Raw genomic sequence first — 22,577 nt, 5'->3', positions numbered from 1 at the left:
TGCTGAGCCCTTTGCAGATCATGAGATTCCGACTCATGCATGGAGAGCCTGTCTATGAACAAACAAAAGGGTTTCACTCTGATCGAGCTGCTGATCGTGGTGGCGATCATCGGCATTCTGGCGACCATCGCCCTGCCGCAATACTCCAAATACCAGGCCCGTTCGAAAGTGACAGCAGGTCTGGCAGAAATCAGCGCGCTCAAAGTGCCGTTTGAAGACACCATCAATCAAGGTACGGATCCGACGCTGACACTGGTGGCGGGCGGCGCTTCCGCGACCACGTCGAACTGCACACTGGCGGCCTCTGGGACGGCCTCGACCGGTGCCGGCACCATCACGTGCACACTGGTGAACGCACCGGGTCCGGTATTGGGTAAGACGATCACGCTCACCCGTTCAGGCGCTGCAACGGGCAGCACCTCTGGCGTGTGGACCTGCGCAACCACCGTCAACCCTGACTACTCGCCAAAAGGTTGCACTGCCAGCGGCACTTGATGCGAGGGCCTGAATGGCAAATGCCCCGATCTTCGGGGCATTTTCATTTCCAGAGCAGTAAAAAAAGCTTCAATAATTTCAGCCATTTAGGAACTTTCCAAAAAACCGCAACTTGCATGTCGATAATCCACACGTCATGCAAATTGCATGATTCCGAAAATTTGTCTAATTCATAACTAATTGATTTATAAAGATTTATTGTCTTTCGAAAAGTTGGCACAGCCTTCGCAATATACCCAGTAACCCTGCTGACAAGACAACCAGCAGACTTTCCAGAAAAACAGGAGTTACTCGTATGAAGAAGTTCGCTATCACTGCCGCTGCTGCTACCGCGCTGACCCTGACCATGGCTTCCGGTGCTTTCGCACAATCCACCCAGGCTACTCAGGCTCCAATGACTCTGGCTGCTGGTGAAATGACCAAGGCTAAAGAAGCTACTTCCGATACTTGGATCACTACCAAAGTCAAAAGCGACCTGGTAACCGAAAAAGGCATTCCTGGTACCGACATCAAAGTCGAAACCAACAAAGGTGTGGTTTCCCTGTCTTCTGACGTCGCTGTCACCGAAGCTCAGAAAACCACCGCTGTGAACATCACCAAGAAAATCAAAGGCGTCAAAGCGGTCTCCGCTGACGGCCTGAAAGCCGAGTAAGGCATGACTTCTCGCCTGGACCGGGAGAAGACGCGACAGACGGGCCGAGCAATACGTCTGCCGCAACTTTAGAGTTCATGCGAACGGTCACACGGATGTGACCATTACGGGCCCCGGCACTTGTGTCGGGGCCTGTTCTATTGGGTAGAAGCAAAAGATCGCAGCCTCCGGCAGCTTCTACAGTGGAATGCATTTCCCTGTAGGCGCTGCCGGAGGCTGCGATCTTTTGATCTTTCAGTTACCGCGCTTGCTGTTGATCTGCCGCAGGCGACTGCCTTCAAAGCGCAGGTATTGATACATGCCGTTGTTCGGGCCGTAGGTCCATTCCTCGACCTGAAATTCTTCGCGCCGGTTGGCGCTGCGTTTGTAGCCGAGGACATCGCGGCTGACCGGTTCGCCGCATTTCTGCAGCACTTCGCTGGCACGGTCGCCGAGACTGACCAACTGGCTGCCGCAACGCAGCGTGTCAGAGGCCAGCGCAGGGCTGCCGGCGAGCAGCAGCGTCAACGCAGCCAGCCATTTGCGCTTCATCATTCGGCGTCCAGATGCATTTGCGTCACGACCCGACCATCGCTTTCGGCCTCGCCAAGGTTAGCGTCGATGAAGTACACGCGATCATCTGCCAACTGGCCTTTGTCGACCAGATAGTCCTTGATGCTGCTGGCGCGTTCCTGACCCAACTGCCGCAGCAGGACATCGCTGGAGCTCCAGAACTTGATCACGCCGTCACGCATTTTCGCCGTGCGTTCTTCCTTGCCCAGATCCTTCCATTCGGCCGGCGGCTGGGTTTTCAGACGCGTGCGGTAGATGCCTTCGAGCAACGGGCCTTTCTCGTTCTCCGGCACTTGCAGCAGGGAAGCCTGGGCTGGCACCTTGTCGCCACGGCGCTGGAGCATCTTGTAGTAGTTGTACTGGTATTCGCGTTCCAGACGCTGTTCGGCCAGCAGCGGACCGTCGCTGCTTTGCGCGGCGGTGCCTTCGATCTCCAGGCGCAGGGTCGGACGTTCCTTGAGCGCCTGGGACAGTTTGTCCAGCGCTGATTCGGCGTCTTTGCTCAGGTCGCTCGAACCTGGGGCAAAGGACACGGTGCCGAGGTCTTCAGAGCCGCCGCCACTGACCAGTCCGCCAATCAGCTTGAACGGCGCGGCAGCCGCTTTGACGATCAGATTGCGCAGGGTCTGCCAGACGATCGGCATTACGCTGAATTGCGGGTTGTTGAGGTCGCCGGTGACCGGCAATTCGATGGAAATCTTGCCATCGACGTCCTTGAGCAGGGCAATAGCCAGTTTCAACGGCAGGCTCACGGCATCCGGGCTGTCGACTTTCTCGCCGAGTTGCAGCTGCTCGACCACCACTTTGTTTTCAGCCTTCAACTGGCCCTTGGTGATCAGGTAGTGCAGGTCGAGATTGAGCCGACCCTTGCGGATGCGGTAGCCGGCGAATTTGCCGGAATACGGGGTGAGCGTGGTCAGTTCGACGCGTTTGAAACTGGTAGCGATATCGAGGCTGGCCATCGGGTCGAACGGATTGACCGCACCTTTGATGGTCACCGGCGCATAGCGGTCGACCTTGCCCTTGACGTCGACGCTGGCCGGTTTCGCCTGACGGCTGTCGATGGTGCCGATCTGGCCGTTGAGTTGCTGGATTGCCGTGGCGAAGTTAGGGGTCAGGCTGAAGTCGGCGAAGTTGGCCGAGCCGTCATTGATCGCGATACCGCCAATGTGAATGCCCAGCGGTTTCGAGTTACTGGCGGGTTTGGCTGCTGCCGTTTTCGCCCCGGAATCGGCAGGTTGCGGGATCAGCAAATCATCAATGTTGGTGGTGCGGTCATCGTTGATCATGAACCGCACATACGGCTGGAACAGGTTGACCTTGTCGATCGACACACTGTCACCGTGTTGATAGTTGATGCCTTCAACCACCACTTGCTGCCATTTGAGGAAGTCGCGGGTTTTCAGGGTGTCGAGGGTGTGTAGTTGATCGATCTGCGCGCGCCCGGTAACGCTGAGTGCCAGTGGCTCGGTGCTCTTGAGGTTGACCTTGAGGTCACTGCCGAGCATGCCGCTGCGCAATTCCAGGCGAATGAACGGATTGATGTAGGACTGCGCGACACGCAGGTCGATGTCCTGGGTCTTCACGTTGAGCTGGGCGGTAACCGGTGCGAGGTTGACCACGCCGTCGGCGTTGATCTTGCCTTGTTTGCCCAGACCGCTGTCGAGCCTGACCTTGAAGGGCGAACCGTTGAGGCTGTCGAAATCCTGCAGGTCGATATTCAGCGGCGTCACATCCAGCGCCACCGGCGGGTTGGCCGAACGGTCGGCGAGATGCACGGTGTAGTTGCGCAGTTGCACATCCTTGAGCAGCACCTGCCAGGGCTTGCTCGGCGCGGCCGGCTCTTTCGGCGAGTCGGCGGCGGCCGGAGTGGTCTTGGGTTCGGCGGCGGCCTTGGCGGCAGGTTTTGACGGCTGACTGGCGAACAGTTTCTGCCAATCGAGCTGGCCATCGGCTTCGAGCGCGGCCCAGGTTTCCAGTTTGTTGCTGCGGATCTTGCCGACCACTACCTGCTGTTTGGCCAGGTCCAGCGAGGTCTCGCTGACATCAAGGCGTTCGAGTCTGGCCAGCGGACGTCCGTCCGGCGCCTTGATTGCGAACGGCGCAATATTCACCGCGACGTTGTTCAGCAGCAGTTCGGTTTCTTTCGACAGATTCAGTTTGTACTCGGTGCTGAGGTTGATCACGCCGTCTTCGAGCACCAGCGGCAGCGCGTCACGCACATAGGGCCAGAAGGATTTCATCTTGCCGTCGGTGACTTTCAAGGTGCCTTCAGAGGTGAACGGGATCAGGCTGAAGTTGCCTTTCCAGTCGATCTGCCCACCGGCCGGGCCGGCAGCCACCAGGGTCATGTCGGCATTGTCTTCGGGGAGGGTGCTGAGGTTTTTCAGTTCGAAGTCGAGTTTGTCGTAAAGGAACTCGATGGGCTCGCTCGGCCGCGCGTCCTCGAAATGCACGTTGCCGCCGGCCAGCTGGATGCGATCGATGCGCAGCGGGAACGGCTTGGCATTCGGATCGGCCGGGGTCGGTTCGCTGGCGGGAATCTTGAACAGGCCCAGCAGATTGAGCTGGCCGTCCTTGGCGAAGAGGATTTCGGTCTTGGGCTTGTCCAGCTCGATATCGGCCAAGTGCAGCGCTTTGGTCCACAGGCTGTCGAGTTGCAGGTTGGCGTACAGCCGCTCGAAGCCGACCTGCTCCTTGCCCGGCTCACCGACGACCAGGCCCCACAGGGTGACTTCAAGGCTGAACGGATTGAGCTCGATGCGCTGGATGTGCGCAGGCACCGTGGCGTAGTTCGCCAGTTGCTGGTTGGCAATGCGCAGGGCAATGCCCGGCAAAATCAGAAATCCCAGCAGGCTGTAGAGGGCCAGAGCAGTCAACAGGGCGCCAATCGCGCGGATCAATCCTTTGGGCATGTGCGGCTTCATCTGTCTGAATCGGAGTGCCTTGGAGTATGGCACGCGATTCTGGTTCCGAAGTACATCGTGGGGGACAGGATTGTTCAGATTGTTCTGTAGCAACACAAAACCCTGTGGGAGCGAGCCTGCTCGCGAAGGCGTTCTATCAGTCACCCTGTCTGGTGGCTGATACACCGCTTTCGCGAGCAGGCTCGCTCCCACAGTGGGCAGCTGTTAGCCGCAGAGGAGGGTTACAACTGCAGGATCAGGGTTTTCAGCGGTGGCTGTTGATCCAGCGATGGGAAGTCGGCGCCCGGGGTCATCACGCTCCAGTCGCGGACCGGGCGGCCGGCCTTCTCGGCGCAGCGCAGCACCTGCTCACGCCAGTCGTCCATGCTGACTTTCGCCAGGTTGTTGCAGCAGATCAGCACGCCGTTGTCGGCGGTGGTCAGCAGCGCCGGTTTGAGCAGGCTTTGATAGTCGCGCAGCAGGTCGACGGTGCCGAAGGCGCTCTTGGCCCAAGCAGGCGGGTCGAGCAGCACCAGATCGTATTGGCGCTGGTCGAGGCGCTGATAGCTCGGCAGCTTCTGCCCGCGTCGCTGGCTGATCGGCAGGCCGGCGAGCTGACGGATCGCCGGGAAATAATCGGACTGGATAAATTGCATCTCGGGCAATTGCGGGTTGAGCAGGCCGTTTTCTCGGCCGACTGCCAGATTGCCTTCGGCGAAGTCGAGGTTACACACCTCGCGCGCACCACCGGCAGCGGCACTCAGGCCGACGCCACAGGTGTAGGCAAAGAGGTTGAGCACACTTTTACCCTTGGCGTGATCCTTGACCCAGCCGCGAGTGTTGCGCAGGTCGAGGAACAGCAGCGGATCCTGGCCGGCATGCCGCCCGCGCACGCGATAGTTCAGGCCCCATTCGTGACCGACCAGATCCGCCAGCGCGGCGTCATCGGCTTTGTAGACATTGTCTTCGCGGTCGATCCGCGAGTTGCCGCGGGAGCGGTCGTTGTAGACCAGCAGGGTGTCAAACCCCAGCGTCTGGTTGGCCATGGCGTGCAGTTGCAGCAGGTCGTCGCGTTCCAGCGTCTGGTGAAAGCTCTGCACCAGCAATTGCGGACCGTAGCGGTCGACGGTCAGGCCACCGGCGCCTTCCTGGCTGCCGTGGAACAGCCGATAGCAATCGGTGCCCTGGCTGTGCAGCTCAGCGAGCAGGTCCTGGCGTTTATCGAGGGCGGCGCGCAGCGCCTGATTCAAGGAAGACATGCGTGCGCCTTGCTGGTGAGAATGTGGGCGCGGGAGTTTAGCATTGTGCAGCTACAGATGCCCTGAGCCATTGCTCAGACCTGTGGCGAGGGAGCTTGCTCCCGCTCGAGTGCGAAGCGCTNTCGCTGCGCAACCCAGCGGGAGCAAGCTCCCTCGCCACAGGTTCTGTGTATAGATCAGATCAACAAACCCATCCGTCGTTTGGCTCGCTGCACCGAACCATTGCGCATCGCCCAGCGCAGCATCGGTGCACTGCGCTTGACGCTGGCGCGGATCAGCTGGCGTTGCAGCGGATTCTGCCGTATGCCGAACATGGCGCTGGCCCAGTCCGGCAACAGATCGATGCCGGCCTTCATCATCAGGTCGCCAAAAGGTCGGGCCAGCACGCTTGGGGCCGGGGCGTCGAGCAGCAGGCGCAGGACTTCGCGGCTGCGCTCATCACAGAGCAGTTGCGGGCGCATGTGTTGCAGATAGTCGGCCACGGCCTGCCGCGACTTCGGCACGTCCCGCGCACCCAGGCGCTCGGCGACCACGGCGATTTCTGCGTAGTAGCGATCCTGATCCGCCCCCGACAATTGCGGGTTGCGGTAACGCAAATGCGCGGCAAGAAAATGGCTGACCTCGGCCACATGCACCCACGTCAGCAGGTCCGGATCGCTGGCCGCATACGGCCGGCCGTCCGGCGCGGTACCGACCACTTGCAGGTGAATGGTGCGCACTTTGTCGATCAGCCATTCGGCGTCGCGGCGCGAGCCGAACGTGGTGCCGGAGACAAACTGACTGGTGCGGCGCAAACGCCCGAGCATGTCCTGGCGAAAGTTGGAATGATCCCAGACCCCGGCCAGCGCCAGCGGATGCAGGGCTTGCAGCAACAACGCGCTGATGCCGCCGATCAGCATGCTGCTGAAATCGCCGTGTACCTGCCAACTGATCGAGTCCGGCCCGAACAGCCCGGGATCGCCCTTGGGGTTTTCCAGATCAAGCTGACCGAGGGACAGCCCGGTCAGGCTCATGAGTTGGTTTTCGATACGGCTGCGAAGGAATTCCATGACAACTCATAGGTGATGAACGGGCGCGGCCGGGTGACCGCGCCACGGATGTTACTGATTGAGGCGCTTGTCGATCAAACCTTGCACCACGCTCGGATCGGCCAGGGTCGAGGTGTCACCGAGGCTGTCGAGTTCGTTGCAGGCGATCTTGCGCAAGATGCGCCGCATGATCTTGCCCGAGCGGGTTTTCGGCAAGGCCGGCGCCCACTGGATCAGGTCCGGTTTGGCGAAGCTGCCGATTTCATTGCTGACGTGGGCGAGCAACTCTTTCTTCAGCTCATCGCTCGGCTCGAAGCCGTTCATGGGGGTGACGAAGGCGTAGATGCCCTGGCCTTTGACGTCGTGCGGGTAACCGACCACGGCGGCCTCGGCGATGCTGTCGTGCAGCACCAGCGCACTTTCCACTTCGGCGGTGCCGATGCGGTGGCCGGAGACATTGATCACGTCATCGATGCGCCCGGTGATCCAGTAATCGCCGTCCTCGTCGCGGCGTGCGCCATCGCCGGTGAAGTAATAGCCGGGGTAGGGCTTGAAGTAAGTGTCGACCATCCGTTGCGGGTCGCCGTAGACGCTGCGGATCTGCGCCGGCCAACTCGACTTGATCGCCAGCACGCCGCTGCCGGCGCCTTTGATTTCCTTGCCGTGCTCGTCGAGCAGCACCGGTTGCACGCCGAACATCGGCTGCGTGGCGCAACCCGGTTTGATCCGCTGGGCACTCACCAACGGGCTGAGCATGATGCCGCCGGTTTCGGTCTGCCACCAGGTATCGACAATCGGGCAGCGCTGCTCGCCGACCACGTTGAAGTACCATTCCCACGCCTCCGGGTTGATCGGCTCACCGACACTGCCGAGCAGTCTGAGGCTTTGGCGCGACGTTTCCTGCAATGGCCCGGCACCTTCGCGCATCAACGCGCGCAGGGCAGTCGGCGCGGTGTAGAAGATGTTGACGTGGTGTTTGTCGATCACCTGCCAGAAGCGTGAAGTGCTCGGGTAGCTCGGCACGCCTTCGAAAATCAGCGTGGTCGCGCCATTGGCCAGCGGGCCGTAGACGATGTAGCTGTGGCCGGTGACCCAGCCGACGTCGGCGGTGCACCAGAACACTTCGCCCTCGCGGTAATCGAGCACGTACTTGAAGGTCATCGCCGCTTGCAGCAGGTAGCCGCCGGTGGTGTGCAGCACACCTTTGGGTTTGCCGGTGCTGCCGGAGGTGTAAAGGATGAACAGCGGATCCTCGGCGTCCATCGGCTCCGGCGGGCAGTCGTCGCTGACGTCACGCACGGCTTGGTGATACCAGAGGTCACGGCCCTCGACCCAATCGACCTTGCCTTGAGTGCGTTCGACCACGACCACGGTGCTGACGTCCGGGCAACTGTGCAGGGCCTTGTCGACATTTTGCTTGAGCGGTACGAATTTGCCGCCGCGCACGCCTTCGTCGGCGGTGATCACCGTGCGGCAGTCGGCATCGAGGATGCGGTCGCGCAAGGAGTCCGGGGAGAAGCCACCGAACACCACCGAGTGAATCGCGCCGATCCGCGCGCAGGCGAGCATCGCGTAGGCCGCCTCGGGGATCATCGGCATGTAGATGCACACCCGGTCGCCTTTTTTCACGCCACGGCTTTTCAGCACATTGGCCAGGCGGCAGACATGATGGTGGAGTTTTTTGTAAGTGATCTGCGTCGATTCGGCAGGGTCGTCGCCTTCCCAGAGAATCGCGGTCTGCTCGCCGCGTTGTGCGAGGTGGCGGTCGATGCAGTTGTAGCTGACGTTCAGTTGGCCGCCAGCAAACCAGGCAGCTTCACCGGTTTTCAGGTCGTAGCGCTGAACGGTCTGCCACGGTGTGCTCCAGTCGAGGAAGCGCGTGGCCTGTTCGGCCCAGAAGGTGCTGGGGTGTTCAATCGATTCGCGGTACAGGCGCTTGTAGTCGTCCTGACTCAACTGCGCAGCCCGGCGGACGGCATCGGCTTTGGGGAACGTGCTGATATCGAACATGACGGTTCCTTATTCTTGTTGTGCGACAGGAATAAAGATGCGCCGAGCGGCCTGGAGGTTCAAGTCATCCCTGAAACAACTGTGGGAGCGAGCCTGCTCGCGAATGCGCTGTATCAGCCACAAAGATGCTGAATGACACACCGAATTCGCGAGCAGGCTCGCTCCCACATTGGAAATGGCTTGCCCACAGGATTTGTGGGCAAGCCATTCACCTCACCCGCGGTGACGACCGCGGAAGTAGTTGATCAGGCCTTGGGTGGAAGCATCGTCAGCAACGGTTTCATCGCTGCCGACCAGACGGTTGTAAACGCCTTTGCCCAATTCCTTGCCCAGTTCCACGCCCCACTGGTCGAAGGCGTTGATGCCCCAGACCACGCTCTGCACGAACACTTTGTGCTCGTACATGGCGACCAGCGCGCCAAGACGACGCGGGCTGATGCGCTCGACCACAAGGGTGTTGCTCGGGCGGTTGCCCGGAATCACCTTGTGCGGCGCGAGTTTGCGCACCTGCTCTTCGCTCATGCCTTTTTCGCGCAGTTCGGCCTCGGCTTCCGGCAGGGTCTTGCCGAGCATCAGCGCCTGGCTCTGCGACAGGCAGTTGGCGTACAGCCACTGATGGTGATCGGAGACTGGGTTGAAGCTGACGATCGGCACGATGAAGTCGGCCGGAATCAGTTGGGTGCCCTGGTGCAGCAACTGGTGATACGCGTGTTGACCGTTGCAGCCGACGCCGCCCCAGATCACCGGGCCGGTATCGGTCGACACCGAGGTGCCGTCCTGACGCACGCTCTTGCCGTTGGATTCCATGTCCAACTGTTGCAAGTGCTTGGTGATGTTGCGCAGGTAGTGGTCGTACGGCAGGATCGCGTGGCTTTGCGCGCCCCAGAAGTTGCCGTACCACACGCCGAGCAGGGCCAGCAGCACCGGCATGTTCTGTTCAAACGGTGCGCTCTGGAAATGCTGGTCCATGGTGAAGGCACCGGACAGCAGTTCCTTGAAGTTGGACATGCCGATGGCCAGGGCAATCGGCAGACCGATGGCCGACCACAGCGAGTAACGACCGCCGACCCAGTCCCACATCGGGAAGATGTTTTCTTCGCGAATGCCGAACGCAACGGCCGCCGCGTTGTTGCTCGATACCGCGATGAAGTGGCGATACAGCTCGGCTTCCGAACCACCCTGAGCCAGATACCAGGCGCGGGCGGCCTGAGCGTTTTTCAGGGTCTCGAGGGTGTTGAAGGATTTCGATGAAACGATGAACAGCGTGGTTTCGGCGCGCAGCTTCTGCGTCAGCTCGTGGAACTCACTGCCGTCGATGTTCGCCAGGTAATGGCAACGCACGCCTTTCTGCGCATAGGACAGCAATGCTTCGGAAACCAGCTCAGGGCCGAGGAACGAGCCACCGATGCCGATGTTGACCACGTCAGTGATCGGCTTCTCGGTGTAACCACGCCACAGACCGTCGTGGATGCGGCCAACCAGATCGGTGATCTGGTTCAGCACCTTGTGCACTTCCGGCATCACGTTGACGCCATTGACCGACAGCTTGTCGCCCACCGGGCGGCGCAGGGCGGTATGCAGCGCCGGGCGGCCTTCGGAGGCGTTGACGATTTCGCCGTCGAACAGCGCTTTGATCGCGCCTTTCAGATCGACTTCATTGGCCAGGCCCACCAGCAGGTTGCGGGTCTCGGCGTTGATCAGGTTCTTCGAATAATCGAGAAACAGGCCGCAGCTGCTGAGCGTGAATTGATTGAAGCGCTGCGGATCGGCGTTGAAGGCCTCGCGCATGCTGAAATCCTGCATGGCTTGGCGGTGATCTTTCAACGCCTGCCAGGCAGGCAGAGCGGTAACGTCATGAGGAGTGCGGTAGTACGCCATCGCTGCGGTTTTCCTTTTTACTTGAACGGCCTTTTGAACACAGAACAGACCGATACGCCCTGGTTGGGCGAGGGTCAAATGCGTCGACACGATTTTTCAACGCAGGGCGAATACAGTAAACCTCGCGCTGCGATCTGTCTTGACTTCTTCTGACCTGTTCCCTGTACTTTTTTAACATCAATACCGGGAACGGGCCGACCAATGGAAGGGGAGTGGCGTCTCGAAGCGGCTCAGGCGAGCTGAACCGGAATCGCGTTGCTGGTGTGGCTCAGCTCATTGCCCGGGGCCATGTACAGCATGCGCGGTTTGAAATTGACCAGTTCCGCTTCGCTGTAATGGGCGTAGGCGCAAATGATCACGCGGTCGCCGACCTTGGCCTTATGCGCGGCTGCGCCGTTCACCGATATCATCCGTGAACCTTCTTCGCCACGAATCGCGTAGGTGGTGAAGCGTTCGCCATTGTCGACGTTGTAAATCTGGATCTGCTCGTATTCACGGATGCCGGACAAGTCCAGCCACTCGCCATCAATGGCGCAGGAACCTTCGTAATCGAGTACCGCATGAGTGACTTCGGCGCGGTGCAGCTTGGCCTTGAGCATGATGGCTTGCATGAGGGATTTCCCGGGTTGGAAGCGAACGGCTGGCAGTGTGCCCGAAGGCTTTGGGGGCGGCAATACAACGCAAAAGATCGCAGCCTGCGGCAGCTCCTNGTAGGAGCTGCCGCAGGCTGCGATCTTTTGATCTTGCTTTAAACGGGGGTATCGAGGTTCAGGTGCAGGTTGTCGATCAACCGCGTGGTGCCGAGGAACGCGGCCACCAGAATCACCAGATCGCGGTCTTCAGCGGTCGCCGGACGCAAGGTCAGGGCGTGGCGGATTTCCAGATAGTCCGGGCGCAGGCCGGCGGCCTCCAGCTGTTGCACCTGAGCGGCGATCAGCGCCGGGTAGTCGCGCTCGCCTTGTTTGATCGACTCGGCGATTGCGCTCAGGGTCCGATAAACCACCGGGGCCACCGCACGTTGGTCTTCGCTGAGGAAACCGTTGCGCGATGACAGCGCCAGGCCGTCGGCGGCACGTACGGTCGGTTCGCCGATGATCTGGATCGGCATGTTCAAGTCATGCACCAGCGCGCGGATCACCGCCAGTTGCTGGAAATCCTTCTGACCGAAGATCGCCAAGTCCGGCTGCACCATGTTGAACAGCTTGCTGACCACCGTCGCCACACCTTCGAAGTGCCCCGGACGGCTGGCGCCACACAGGCCTTCAGACAGTTGCGGCACGCTGACCCGGGTCTGCCCGGTCATGCCGTCGGGGTACATCTCTTCGACTGTCGGGGCGAACAGCAAATGGCAGCCGGCTTGCAGCAGCTTTTCCTGATCCGCCGCCAGGGTGCGCGGGTACTTGTCGAGGTCTTCGCCGGCGCCGAACTGCAGCGGGTTGACGAAGATGCTGGCAACCACGAAGTCCACGCGCTGTGTGGCTTTGGTGATCAACGCAATGTGACCGCTGTGCAGGTTGCCCATGGTCGGCACGAAGCCGATGCGCTTGCCTTCACTGCGGGCGCGGGCCACGGCGGCACGCAATTCGCGTACGGTTTTGACAGTGTTCATGCAGAGAATCCGTGTTCGAGGCCTGGGAACGTAACGCCTTTGACTTCGTTGACGTAGGCCTTCAGGGCGGACTGGATGCTGTCCTGACCCTGCATGAAGTTCTTGACGAATTTCGGCACGCGACCGGTGATCGACAGGCCGAGCATGTCGTGCAGCACCAGTACCTGACCGTCGGTATCGCTACCGGCGCCAATCCCGATGACCGGAATCTTCACGGCCTGGCTGATTTCCGCCGCCAGTTCGCTCGGCACGCATTCGAGCAACAGCATGGCGGCCCCAGCCTGTTCCAGCGAGATCGCATCGGCACGCATCTGCCGCGCCTGGTTCTCGTTGCGGCCCTGCACTTTATAGCCGCCAAGAATGTTCACCGCCTGTGGGGTCAGGCCCATGTGCGCGCAGACCGGCACACCGCGTTCGGCCAGCAGGCGGATCGACTCCGCCAGCCACAGCGCACCTTCGACCTTGATCATGTGCGCGCCGGCCTGCATCAGCGTGGCGCTGTTGGTCAGGGTTTGCTCGATCGTGGCGTTGGCCATGAACGGCAGGTCAGCCAGGATCAGGGCGTCGGTGTTGCCGCGTTTGACGCAAGCGGTGTGATAGGCCATTTCTGCGATGGTCACCGGCAAGGTGCTGTCGTGCCCTTGCAGAACCATGCCGAGGGAGTCGCCCACCAGCAGCACTTCGACACCGGCCTCGTTGCAGGCGTGGGCGAAGGTCGCGTCATAGCAGGTCAGCATGGTGATCTTTTCACCTTTCTGCTTGAGGCTCTGGAGCGTGGTCAGGGTGATGGCTGGCATGTAAAAAATCCTCGTTCAGGCGCTCTGGAAACTACTGCGAGTAACGCGCGTGATTCTTCGTCTACTCAGGCGCACGGTCTTTTGTCGTGCTTATAAGGCCTGGATTGCGCCCGTATGTGCCGTGTTGGCGGCAGCGGGACGCCTATAGTCGTGAGGAGAACCTAGGAAGTCAATTGCGTGTGTTACCGCATTGTTACGAGGGGAGTGTTACCGGCGTTACTGATGCGATTCAGCGGTGCGGCGGGACTGATCGGGAGGTTTTTTGTCCGACAAAAAACGAACACGGAACATCGTTTTTGTGGCGAGGGGATTTATCCCCGATGGGCTGCGGAGCGGCCCTTAAATGGTAGTACGCATTAATCAGTCACACCGTATTAGCCGGTTTTGCGACGGCTGCGCAGCCGATCGGGGATGAATCCCCTCGCCACAGAGGCCCCATCCACAGGGGGAGATTTGCGTCAGGCGTGGGAGAGGCGTTCGAGGCCGACGAACGGGCAGGCGGCGAGCAGGTCAGCCAACGTGCGGCCATCGGCCAGGCGCAGATCGGCGGGAGCCAGTTCGGCCAGAGGATAGAGCACGAATGCCCGCTCCTGAATCTGGTAGTGCGGGACTTTCAGTCGCGGCTCGTCGATCAGGCGATCACCGAACAACAGGATATCCAGATCCAGCGTGCGCGGCCCCCAGCGCTCCAGGCGCTCCCGACCTTGATCGTTTTCGATGGCTTGCAGGGCATCGAGCAGGTCGAGCGGCGCGAGATCACTGTCGAGGGCAGCGACCGCGTTGGTGTAACGCGGTTGTCCCGGCAGCAGTGAATCGCTCTGATAGAACGCCGAAACACCAGCAAGGGAAGTCTGCGGCAATTGCCCCAGCGCATTGAGCGCGCTGCGCAATTGTTCGGCCGGGTCAGCGAGGTTGCTGCCCAGACCGATATAGATGCGTTCCATGCCTTATTCGCCCGTCGAGCTTGAAGCCCCGGCGCGCTTGCGCTTGGAACCACTGCTGCGGCGACGTTTGCGTGGCGCACCGCTGGCGTCATCACCTTTGCCGCTGAGATCGCGGATCATGTCGCGACGTTCGCTGTCGTTGGCGTCCTGATAATCCGTCCACCATTCGCCCAGGCCGTCGGTTTCCTCGCCAGCGCTTTCACGCAGCAGCAGGAAGTCGTAACCGGCGCGGAAACGTGGATTGTCCAGCAACAGGTCGGCGCGTTTGCCGCTGCGGCGTGGCAGACGTTCCTGCATGTCCCAGATCTCGCGGATCGGCATGGTGAAGCGCTTTGGAATGGCGATGCGCTGACACTGTTCGGCGATCAGCTCATGCGCGGCTTCCTGCATGGCCGGAATCGGCGGCATGCCACGCTCTTGCAGGCGCAATACGCGGGCCGGCAGGGCAGGCCACAGCAGGGCGGCAAACAGGAACGCCGGTGTGACCGGTTTGTTCTGTTTTATGCGCAGGTCGGTGTTGGTCAGCGCTTCGCTGATCAACGTGTGGGTGTATTCCGGGTTGTATTCCAGGGCGTCGGCACTGGCCGGGAACAGTGGGGCAAACAGTTGCAGATCGACCAGCATCTCGAAGGTGATCGCGCCGTGGCCGGAGAGGAACAGCTTGAGCACTTCCTCGAACAGGCGAGCGGACGGGATCTCGCGCAGCATCGGCGCCAGGTCGCGGATCGGCTGCACGGTGTGCTTCTCGATGCCGAAATTCAACTTGGCGGCGAAACGCACGGCCCGCAGCATCCGTACCGGATCTTCCTGGTAACGCTGCTTCGGATCGCCGATCAAACGGATCAGGTGATTACGGATGTCGTGTACGCCGTTGGCGTAATCGAGAATGCGCTCACTGACCGGATCGTAATACAGGGCGTTGATGGTGAAGTCGCGACGTTGCGCGTCTTCTTCCAGGGTGCCGTAGACGTTGTCGCGCAGAATCCGTCCGCTCTCGTTACGCGAAGACTGGTTGCTGTCTTCGTCGTCTTCATTGACCGGGTGATTGGCGCGGAAGGTCGCGACTTCAATGATTTCGCGACCGAAATGGATATGCACCAGCTTGAAGCGGCGACCGATGATCCGCGCATTGCGGAATTCGGCTCGGACTTGCTCGGGGGTGGCGCTGGTGGCGACGTCGAAATCCTTGGGCGTGATGCCCAGGAGCATGTCACGCACGCAACCGCCGACCAGATAGGCCTGGTAACCGGCGCCCTGCAAGCGTTCGACGATATTCACCGCATAGCGGCTGAATTGCCCCTTTTGCAGCGAATGTTGGCCGCTGTTGAGCACTTCAGGAGTGCTGCGGATGTGTTGCGTACGACGCACGGGTGTTCGGAATGACTGGAACAGCTTCTTCAGCATGGGATGCACTGTTTGAAGGAATGTTCGGCCATACCAAAGAATGACCGCATGATGGGCGCAGATTCTAGCATTTAGTCGGGGGATGGTGTAGGACGCAGCAGATTTGCGCTGCAAGCCGCAGGCTACAGGCATCGGGCAGGGTCGAAACGGAGGTTTTTGCCGAAAGACAGAAACTACAAGGGGAGCCGAAGCTCCCCAAGAAGTAGTTGCGTGCTCTTTTTATTATTGATTCGGGCTTCTTGTTTTTGTTGAGTGCCCTCGCCATGAAGCTTTTCCTTCATGACCCTCCCAATCGGGAGCCAAGAGCAAACGGATTGCTTTGGTCGCTGTGTTGCAGTGATCTTGCGATCCAACCAGTACAGGCTCTGTCTTAGGACAGTTTTTGTTGTTCTCGGCCTGGTCGTGGGGCTAGCCCCAAATACAACGCCTCTCCAAAAGAATCAGTTAGCTGCGCCTCTCGCCGTCTTGTTTTTATTGTGCGTGAGTCGATTCGTCTTATTTTTATTGTCTTGTGCATTGCTTGTTATTGTTCTTGTACCAAACATATAGCAGGTGCCGTGCCAACTTTTGCGAAGCCCAATAAAACAAGGGGTTAGGTCGATATAACCGTTTTCTCGGGGCGAAAAAAAGCCGGGGTTTCGTTACCGATAACCCCGGCTTCTGTTACGTGAAAAAGCTGAGGTAACAGTTTTTTCACGTCTTCAAGCGTTACCCGCACACTCGACAGGTAACGTTCAGCTCTCGCTGGTGACCCCGGTCTTGCGCCGTGGAATGCCCAGGCGCTGACGACGTTCCCACAGACACTTGCGGCTGACGCCCAGTTTGCGCGCCAGTTCGGTTTCGGTCATGTGATCCTGATGCTCAAGCACAAAGTGCTGGAAATAGTCTTCCAGCGACAGGTCTTCCGTCGGCTCATGGCTGCTGTTGCTGGTGTTACCCGCGGTTTGCGCGGGCAAGCCGATGAACTCGTCGTCTTCCAGGTCGCTCAACTCGATGTCGATACCCAGCAGGTCGGCGGAGATTTCCGGGCTTTCGCTCAGGATCACCGCGCGCTCCACGGCGTTTTCCAGCTCACGCACGTTACCCGGCCAGGAATAATGCCGGATGGCTTGTTCGGCATCGGCGGCAAATTTCAGGTCGGTACGGTTGATGCGCGCACTCTGGCGGGCGAGAAACGCCGTGGCGATTTCGTTGACGTCGGCGCCACGTTCGCGCAACGCCGGCAGTTTCAGGGCAATCACATGCAGACGGTAATACAGGTCTTCACGGAACTGGCCGATTTTCGCCAGGCTCTTGAGGTCACGGTGGGTCGCGGCGATCAAACGCACATCGACCTTTTGCGACTGCACCGAACCCACGCGGCGAATCTCGCCTTCCTGCAGCACGCGCAGTAGACGGGCCTGGGCTTCCAGCGGCAGTTCGCCGATCTCGTCGAGGAACAGCGTGCCGCCGTCCGCCGCCTCCACCAGACCGGCGCGACCGGCGCTGGCGCCAGTGAACGCGCCTTTTTCGTGGCCGAACAGTTCGGACTCGATCAGGCTTTCCGGGATGGCCGCGCAGTTCACCGAAATCATCGGTGCCTTGGCACGCTTGGACAGGTTGTGCAGGGCGCGGGCCACCAGTTCTTTACCGGTGCCGGACTCGCCCTGGATCAATACATTGGAATCGGTCGGCGCGACTTTGCGGATCTTGCTGTACAGGTCCTGCATCGGCGGGCACGAGCCGATGATGCCGATCTCGCCATTGCTGTTGTCGACAGACGATTTGCCGCCACCATTGCTCGGTTTGCCGGCAAGCGCTTCGCCGGCGGCAGGTGCAGACTGGTGATCACGCAGGATCCGCGCGACGGCCTGAAGCATTTCATCGTGATCGAAAGGTTTGGCGATGTAGTCCACCGCGCCCATCTTCATCGAGTCGACCGCCGAGCGCAGGCTGGCGTAGCTGGTCATGATCAGCACCGGCTTGCCCTGGCCGAGCTTGATCAGCTCGGTGCCGGGGGCGCCAGGCAGGCGCAGGTCGCTGACGATCAGATCGAATGTGGGAATAGTGAAGCGTTCTTGTGCTTCCTGCACTGAACCGGCTTCGCTGACCTGGTACTGGTTGCGTTCCAGCAGGCGGCGCAAGGCGGAGCGGATAATGGTTTCGTCTTCGACGATCAAAATGTGCGGCATTGATTCGATACTCTCGACGGTCTCAGTTCACAGCGGACGTCGCTTCGACATGGCGCGGTAAGGTCACCCGGATACGGGTGCCGCGCTGGCTTTGTACATCAGCCGGGCTGTCGATGGTGATTTGTCCATAATGCTCTTCAACGATGGAATAGACCAGTGCAAGGCCCAGACCGGTACCTTCACCCGGGTCCTTGGTGGTGAAGAAAGGTTCGAACAATCGGTCCATGATGTTCTGCGGAATACCACTGCCTTCGTCTTCGACGATCAGATCGACCGTGTGTTCGCCGGCTTCACTCTTGACCCGCACGGCGCTGCCCGCAGGCGAGGCATCACGGGCGTTGGAGAGCAGATTGATCAGCACTTGGGCGAGCCGCTGCGGATCGCCTTCGACCCAGTGATCCGGATCGCACAGGTTGTAGAACTGCACTTCGAAGTTGCGCCGGTTCAGCGCCAGCAGACCGATGGCGTCCTGCGCGACTTCGGCCAGACAAACCGGTTCGTCGCTGTGCTGATGGCTGCCGGCGTGGGCAAAGCTCATCAGCGACTGCACGATGCGCGACACGCGCTTGGTCTGTTCGAGAATCTGCCCGCTGATTTCCGTCAGTTCGCCGTCTTCTTCGCGCTCTTCGCGCAGGTTCTGTGCCAGACAGGCGATGCCAGTGATCGGGTTGCCGATTTCATGGGCCACACCCGCAGCCAGTCGACCGATACTCGCCAGGCGCTCGGAGTGCACCAGTTTGTCTTCGAGCATCTGCGTCTCGGTCAGGTCTTCCACCAGCAGCACCAGACCACTGTTGCCCGGCGCCAACGGTTCGTCGATCGCCGCTTTGTGCAGATTGAGCCAGCGGGTCTGGCCGTCGAGAGCCAGGTGCTGCTTGTGCAAGTGCTCGTCGGGCAGGTTGATGAAGCCTTGCAGCAATGGCTTCCACGGATCGGCGATGGTGCTCAGGCGCGAACCGACCACCCGTTGCGCGGCGATGCCGGTGAGTTCTTCCATGGCCTTGTTCCACATCAGGATCTCTTGATCCTTGGCCAGCGAGCAGACGCCCATTGGCAGCTCCTGCAAGGTCTGGCGGTGGTAGCGGCGCAGGGCGTCGAGTTCGGCGGCCAGCCCGGTGAGGCGCGAGTGGTAATCCTCGAGACGGCTTTCGATGAAGTGGATGTCTTCGGTCACATAGTTTTCGCCGCCGGCCTTGTACGGCAGGAAGGTTTCGACCATGTCCTGCGCCACGCTCGGGCCCATCAGGCCGGAGAGGTTGGCTTCGATGCGGTCGCGCAAGCGGCGCAAGGCATAAGGACGGCGTTCGTCGAACGGCAGATAGAGGTCGCGCAGGGCTTGCTCGACTTCTTTCTGCGCCGCCTTGGCGCCCAGCGGTTTGGCCAGTTGCGTGGCGAATTCCTGAGGCGAGGCCGCGTGCAGTTCACGGCGTTGCGGACGCCGCACGTTATCCACCGCGCAGGCTTCGGCGGCGCTGGCTTCTTCGGGGCTGGCGTTGGTGAACAGCGAGATCAGGGTGAACATCAATACGTTGGCTGCCAGCGAGGCGATCGCCGCCATGTGCCAACTGGTGTCGTCCAGCACGTAAATCATGTTCAGCAGAGGGATGTAAAAACCCTGCAGATTGCCGACCAGCGGCAACAGCATGGTCACCACCCACACCACAATCCCCGCCAGCAGGCCGGCGATAAAGCCGCGCCGGTTGGCGGTCGGCCAGTACAGCACCGAAAGCACGCCGGGCAGGAACTGCAGCGTGGCGACGAAAGCGACGATGCCGAGGTTGGCCAGATCCTGCCCGGCGCCGAGCATCAGGTAGAAGCAGAAGCCGGCCATGATGATCGCGACGATCAGCGCCCGACGCGTCCACTTCAGCCAGCGATAGATGTTGCCTTCGGCCGGCGGCTGATAGAGCGGCAGCACCAGGTGGTTCAGCGCCATGCCCGACAGTGCCAGGGTGGTGACGATGATCAGGCCACTGGCCGCCGATAGCCCGCCGACGTACGCCAGCAAGGCCAGCGGCTTACTGTTGGCGGCAATGCCGATGCCGAGGGTGAAGTATTCCGGGTCGGTGGTGGCGCCGAGCTTCAGGCCAGCCCAGAGGATCAGCGGCACTGCCAGGCTCATCAGCAGCAGGAACAGCGGCAGGCCCCAGCTGGCGCTGACCAGCGAGCGCGGGTTGAGGTTTTCGGTGAAGGTCATGTGATACATGTGCGGCATCACGATCGCCGAGGCGAAAAACACCAGTAACAGCGTGCGCCATGGTCCTTCCTGCAGGGGCGTGTGCAGGGCGGCGAGGGCGGTCTGGTTTTGCAGCAGCCACAGTTCGAGTTGTTGCGGGCCGTCGAAAACGCCGTACAGCGCATACAGACCGACGCCGCCGAGGGCGATCAGTTTGATCACCGATTCGAAAGCAATCGCGAACACCAGCCCTTCATGTTTCTCGCGAGTGGCGATATGCCGGGAACCGAAGAAAATCGTGAACAGAATGATCAGCGCACAGAACGCCAGCGCGACGCGGCTCTGGATCGGCTCGCCAGTGAGGATGCCGATGGAATCGGCCACCGCCTGAATCTGCAGCGCCAGCAGCGGCAGCACGCCGATCAACATGAAGATCGTGGTCAGCGCGCCGGCCCAGGTGCTGCGAAAGCGGAACGCGAACAGGTCCGCCAGCGACGACAATTGATAGGTGCGGGTGATTTTCAGGATCGGATACAGCAGTACCGGTGCGAGCAGAAAAGCACCAGACACCCCGAGGTAACTGGACAGAAAGCCGTAGCCATACTGATAGGCCAGGCCCACCGTGCCGTAGAACGCCCAGGCACTGGCGTAAACCCCCAGCGACAAGGTGTAGGTCAGCGGGTGGCGAATGATCGCCCGCGGGATCATGCCCCGTTCACTGATCCAGGCAACGCCGAACAGCACCGCCAGGTACGCGGCGCTGATCAGGATCATCTGGGTCAGGCTAAAGCTCATCGGCATCTTTTTGGCTCTGCAGGATGAAGGTCACGACAATCAGGATCAACCAGAGCAGATACGGCCGATACCAGGCGCCCGTGGCGTCGATCCACCAATCCATGATGGCTGGCGAAAACAGATAGATTCCCACGACCAGAAGCAGGACCAAGCGATAGATGTACATCCCGGCCTCTCTTTTTTATGCGCGTGCCCGAAAACGTGCGGCGATGGTAACGGATGGGCGCGCCACTGCAAGTGTCGTCATTGCAGTTGCGCCTCGGGCAACGTCAGTGTGCGCGGGATCTTCGATGCATCCCAGTGGGCTGCGCCCCATTTGAGCAATTCCTCGGGGGTGGCATGCGCCAGTTCGGCACCGGGGTTTTGCCCCAACGCACGCAAGGCTCGCAGTAGCAGTGGCGTGGCCTGATCGGCCTCAAGCGGCGGCGAACGGTAGGATTTGCCAAGCTTGTTGCCGTCCGGCTGCGTGATCAGTGGCAGGTGCAGATAGCGCGGCTGACGCAGGCCCAGCAGTTCTTGCAGGTAGAGCTGGCGTGGCGTGGAGTCGAGCAGGTCGGCGCCGCGCACGATGTCGGTGATGCCTTGCCAGGCGTCATCCAGCACCACCGCCAGTTGATAGGCGTAGAGGCCGTCGCGGCGGCGAATCACGAAATCGCCGACCTCGCGCCCCAGATGCTGGCGGAACTCGCCCTGCACCCGATCGATGAAGTGATATTCCAGTTCCGGCACACGCAGGCGGATTGCCGCATCTTGCTGTTCATGACCGGCATTGCGGCACAAGCCCGGATAAATCCCGTGATACGGCTCCAGTTGCTTGCGCGAGCAGGTGCAGGCGTAGGCCAGACCATGGTTGAACAGGCTGTCGAGCACTTCGGCGTAGGCGGCGTGGCGCTCACTCTGGCGCACCATCTCGCCGTCCCATTCGAAGCCGTAGCTTTCCAGCGCCTTGAGAATCGCCGCCTGCGCGCCGGGCTCTTCCCGGGGCGGATCGAGGTCTTCCATGCGCACCAGCCAACGCCCACCGACTGCACGCGCGTCGAGGTAGGAGGCGAGGGCAGCCACCAGCGAGCCGAAGTGCAGGTGGCCACTGGGGGTGGGGGCGAAGCGGCCGATGTAGGCGGGGGAGATTTTGGCTGTCATGGAAACGAAGCTACTTTTCAGGCGATACGCAGGTCAACGGGTGGAATCGAGACTGCTCGCTCCCACAAGGGCAAAAGGCAAAAGGCAGAAACAAAAACGGAGCGTTCGCACGCTCCGTTTTTCGTTCAGGTCGAGATTACTTGCCGACCTGCTTTTCCTTGATTTCCGCCAGGGTCTTGCAGTCGATGCACAGATCGGCGGTAGGACGGGCCTCGAGGCGCTTGACGCCGATTTCGATGCCGCAGGATTCGCACCAGCCGTACTCTTCGTCCTGGATCAGTTCGAGAGTCTTGTCGATCTTCTTGATCAGTTTGCGCTCGCGGTCGCGGGCGCGCAGCTCAAGGGCGAATTCTTCTTCCTGGCTGGCACGGTCGGCCGGGTCAGGGAAGTTGGCCGCTTCGTCTTTCATGTGATCAACAGTACGGTCGACTTCCTGCATCAAGTCCTGTTTCCACTTGTTCAGGATCTTGGTGAAGTGCGCGCGCATCGGGGCGCCCATGTACTCTTCGCCGTCCTTCGGAACGTAAGGTTCGAAGCCGCTGATCGTCACTTGCTGCTGTTGCTTTGCTTGGGTGGGCATGAAATGGACCGCCTCTACTCTTGTAATCCATTGCGCAGGATTGCTCCATCACCGACACCTGCCGGCCCTGCGGCTGCAAGCGGGCGAACTTACCAGATCAATTCGGCCTGCGCTACTCCCGGATGTCGAGGCCCCGGCGGGTGGCGCTTGCAGAAGTTTGGCAAGTCATGTCTGACAGTGA

The 22,577-nt window shown here is 60.5% G+C and carries 18 protein-coding genes; 2 read left to right on the top strand and 16 right to left on the bottom strand.

Annotated elements, in window-relative coordinates; genetic code table 11:
* Positions 1-54: 54 nt before the first annotated feature.
* Positions 55-495, top strand: a complete 441-nt coding sequence (locus tag ACTJKS_RS04985) for a pilin (RefSeq protein ID WP_108183830.1) — start codon at positions 55-57, stop codon at positions 493-495.
* A 295-nt stretch (positions 496-790) separates the two neighbouring features.
* Entirely contained in the window at positions 791-1,147 is a 357-nt protein-coding gene (locus ACTJKS_RS04980; RefSeq protein ID WP_007963876.1) for a BON domain-containing protein, read from the top strand.
* A 234-nt stretch (positions 1,148-1,381) separates the two neighbouring features.
* On the opposite strand, the gene ACTJKS_RS04975 is transcribed toward ACTJKS_RS04980, so the two are convergent.
* The 16 genes from ACTJKS_RS04975 to dksA all read right to left on the bottom strand — a co-directional run bounded on the left by ACTJKS_RS04975 (position 1,382) and on the right by dksA (position 22,396).
* Positions 1,382-1,678 carry a DUF2845 domain-containing protein gene (locus ACTJKS_RS04975; RefSeq protein WP_108183829.1) on the bottom strand — a complete coding sequence of 99 codons (297 nt, stop codon included), beginning with the start codon at positions 1,676-1,678 and terminating at the stop codon, positions 1,382-1,384.
* Positions 1,678-4,626, bottom strand: coding sequence for a DUF748 domain-containing protein (locus tag ACTJKS_RS04970; RefSeq protein WP_262948094.1), 2,949 nt, complete (start codon positions 4,624-4,626; stop codon positions 1,678-1,680). Before ACTJKS_RS04970 ends, ACTJKS_RS04975 begins: the two co-directional genes overlap by 1 nt.
* Positions 4,627-4,847: 221 nt before the next feature.
* Positions 4,848-5,864 carry a class I SAM-dependent rRNA methyltransferase gene (locus tag ACTJKS_RS04965; protein ID WP_262948093.1) on the bottom strand — a complete coding sequence of 339 codons (1,017 nt, stop codon included), beginning with the start codon at positions 5,862-5,864 and terminating at the stop codon, positions 4,848-4,850.
* 176 nt (positions 5,865-6,040) lie between these two features.
* The gene (locus tag ACTJKS_RS04960) at positions 6,041-6,913 is read right to left on the bottom strand and encodes an oxygenase MpaB family protein (RefSeq protein ID WP_198758340.1); all 873 of its coding nucleotides are present in this window, start codon (positions 6,911-6,913) and stop codon (positions 6,041-6,043) included.
* A gap of 51 nt (positions 6,914-6,964) precedes the next feature.
* Entirely contained in the window at positions 6,965-8,902 is a 1,938-nt protein-coding gene (gene acs, locus ACTJKS_RS04955) for an acetate--CoA ligase (RefSeq protein ID WP_108183825.1), read from the bottom strand.
* Between the two features lie 213 nt (positions 8,903-9,115).
* Positions 9,116-10,780, bottom strand: coding sequence for a glucose-6-phosphate isomerase (gene pgi / locus ACTJKS_RS04950; protein WP_047296605.1), 1,665 nt, complete (start codon positions 10,778-10,780; stop codon positions 9,116-9,118).
* A 230-nt stretch (positions 10,781-11,010) separates the two neighbouring features.
* Positions 11,011-11,391, bottom strand: a complete 381-nt coding sequence (gene panD, locus ACTJKS_RS04945; protein WP_041065393.1) for an aspartate 1-decarboxylase — start codon at positions 11,389-11,391, stop codon at positions 11,011-11,013.
* 137 nt (positions 11,392-11,528) lie between these two features.
* On the bottom strand, positions 11,529-12,389 hold the full coding sequence (gene panC / locus ACTJKS_RS04940; protein WP_108183824.1) for a pantoate--beta-alanine ligase: 861 nt from the start codon (positions 12,387-12,389) through the stop codon (positions 11,529-11,531).
* The gene (gene panB / locus ACTJKS_RS04935) at positions 12,386-13,186 is read right to left on the bottom strand and encodes a 3-methyl-2-oxobutanoate hydroxymethyltransferase (protein ID WP_041065398.1); all 801 of its coding nucleotides are present in this window, start codon (positions 13,184-13,186) and stop codon (positions 12,386-12,388) included. Before panB ends, panC begins: the two co-directional genes overlap by 4 nt.
* Before the next feature lie 458 nt (positions 13,187-13,644).
* A complete protein-coding gene (gene folK / locus ACTJKS_RS04930; RefSeq protein ID WP_108183822.1) occupies positions 13,645-14,130 on the bottom strand; it encodes a 2-amino-4-hydroxy-6-hydroxymethyldihydropteridine diphosphokinase in 486 nt (161 codons plus the stop codon).
* A 3-nt stretch (positions 14,131-14,133) separates the two neighbouring features.
* The gene (locus ACTJKS_RS04925) at positions 14,134-15,534 is read right to left on the bottom strand and encodes a polynucleotide adenylyltransferase PcnB (protein ID WP_041065404.1); all 1,401 of its coding nucleotides are present in this window, start codon (positions 15,532-15,534) and stop codon (positions 14,134-14,136) included.
* A 734-nt stretch (positions 15,535-16,268) separates the two neighbouring features.
* Complete coding sequence (locus ACTJKS_RS04920; protein WP_041065407.1) at positions 16,269-17,705, bottom strand: sigma-54-dependent transcriptional regulator; 1,437 nt, start codon at positions 17,703-17,705, stop codon at positions 16,269-16,271.
* A gap of 22 nt (positions 17,706-17,727) precedes the next feature.
* Positions 17,728-20,682 (bottom strand): sensor histidine kinase, encoded by a 2,955-nt coding sequence (locus ACTJKS_RS04915; RefSeq protein WP_161794896.1) that lies wholly within the window; start codon positions 20,680-20,682, stop codon positions 17,728-17,730.
* Complete coding sequence (locus ACTJKS_RS04910) at positions 20,666-20,842, bottom strand: hypothetical protein (RefSeq protein WP_003176118.1); 177 nt, start codon at positions 20,840-20,842, stop codon at positions 20,666-20,668. The genes ACTJKS_RS04915 and ACTJKS_RS04910 overlap by 17 nt, the downstream gene beginning before the upstream one ends.
* Before the next feature lie 77 nt (positions 20,843-20,919).
* The gene (gluQRS, locus tag ACTJKS_RS04905) at positions 20,920-21,816 is read right to left on the bottom strand and encodes a tRNA glutamyl-Q(34) synthetase GluQRS (protein ID WP_108183820.1); all 897 of its coding nucleotides are present in this window, start codon (positions 21,814-21,816) and stop codon (positions 20,920-20,922) included.
* Between the two features lie 136 nt (positions 21,817-21,952).
* A complete protein-coding gene (dksA, locus tag ACTJKS_RS04900; RefSeq protein ID WP_108183819.1) occupies positions 21,953-22,396 on the bottom strand; it encodes an RNA polymerase-binding protein DksA in 444 nt (147 codons plus the stop codon).
* Positions 22,397-22,577 lie beyond the last annotated feature (181 nt).

The sequence above is a fragment of the Pseudomonas sp. 22189 genome, from assembly GCF_052045635.1.
GTDB classification, from domain to species: Bacteria; Pseudomonadota; Gammaproteobacteria; order Pseudomonadales; family Pseudomonadaceae; genus Aquipseudomonas; species Aquipseudomonas parakoreensis.
The sequence above is the reverse complement of the archived record's forward strand: the minus strand, read 5'-3'. Positions and strand labels throughout refer to the sequence as shown.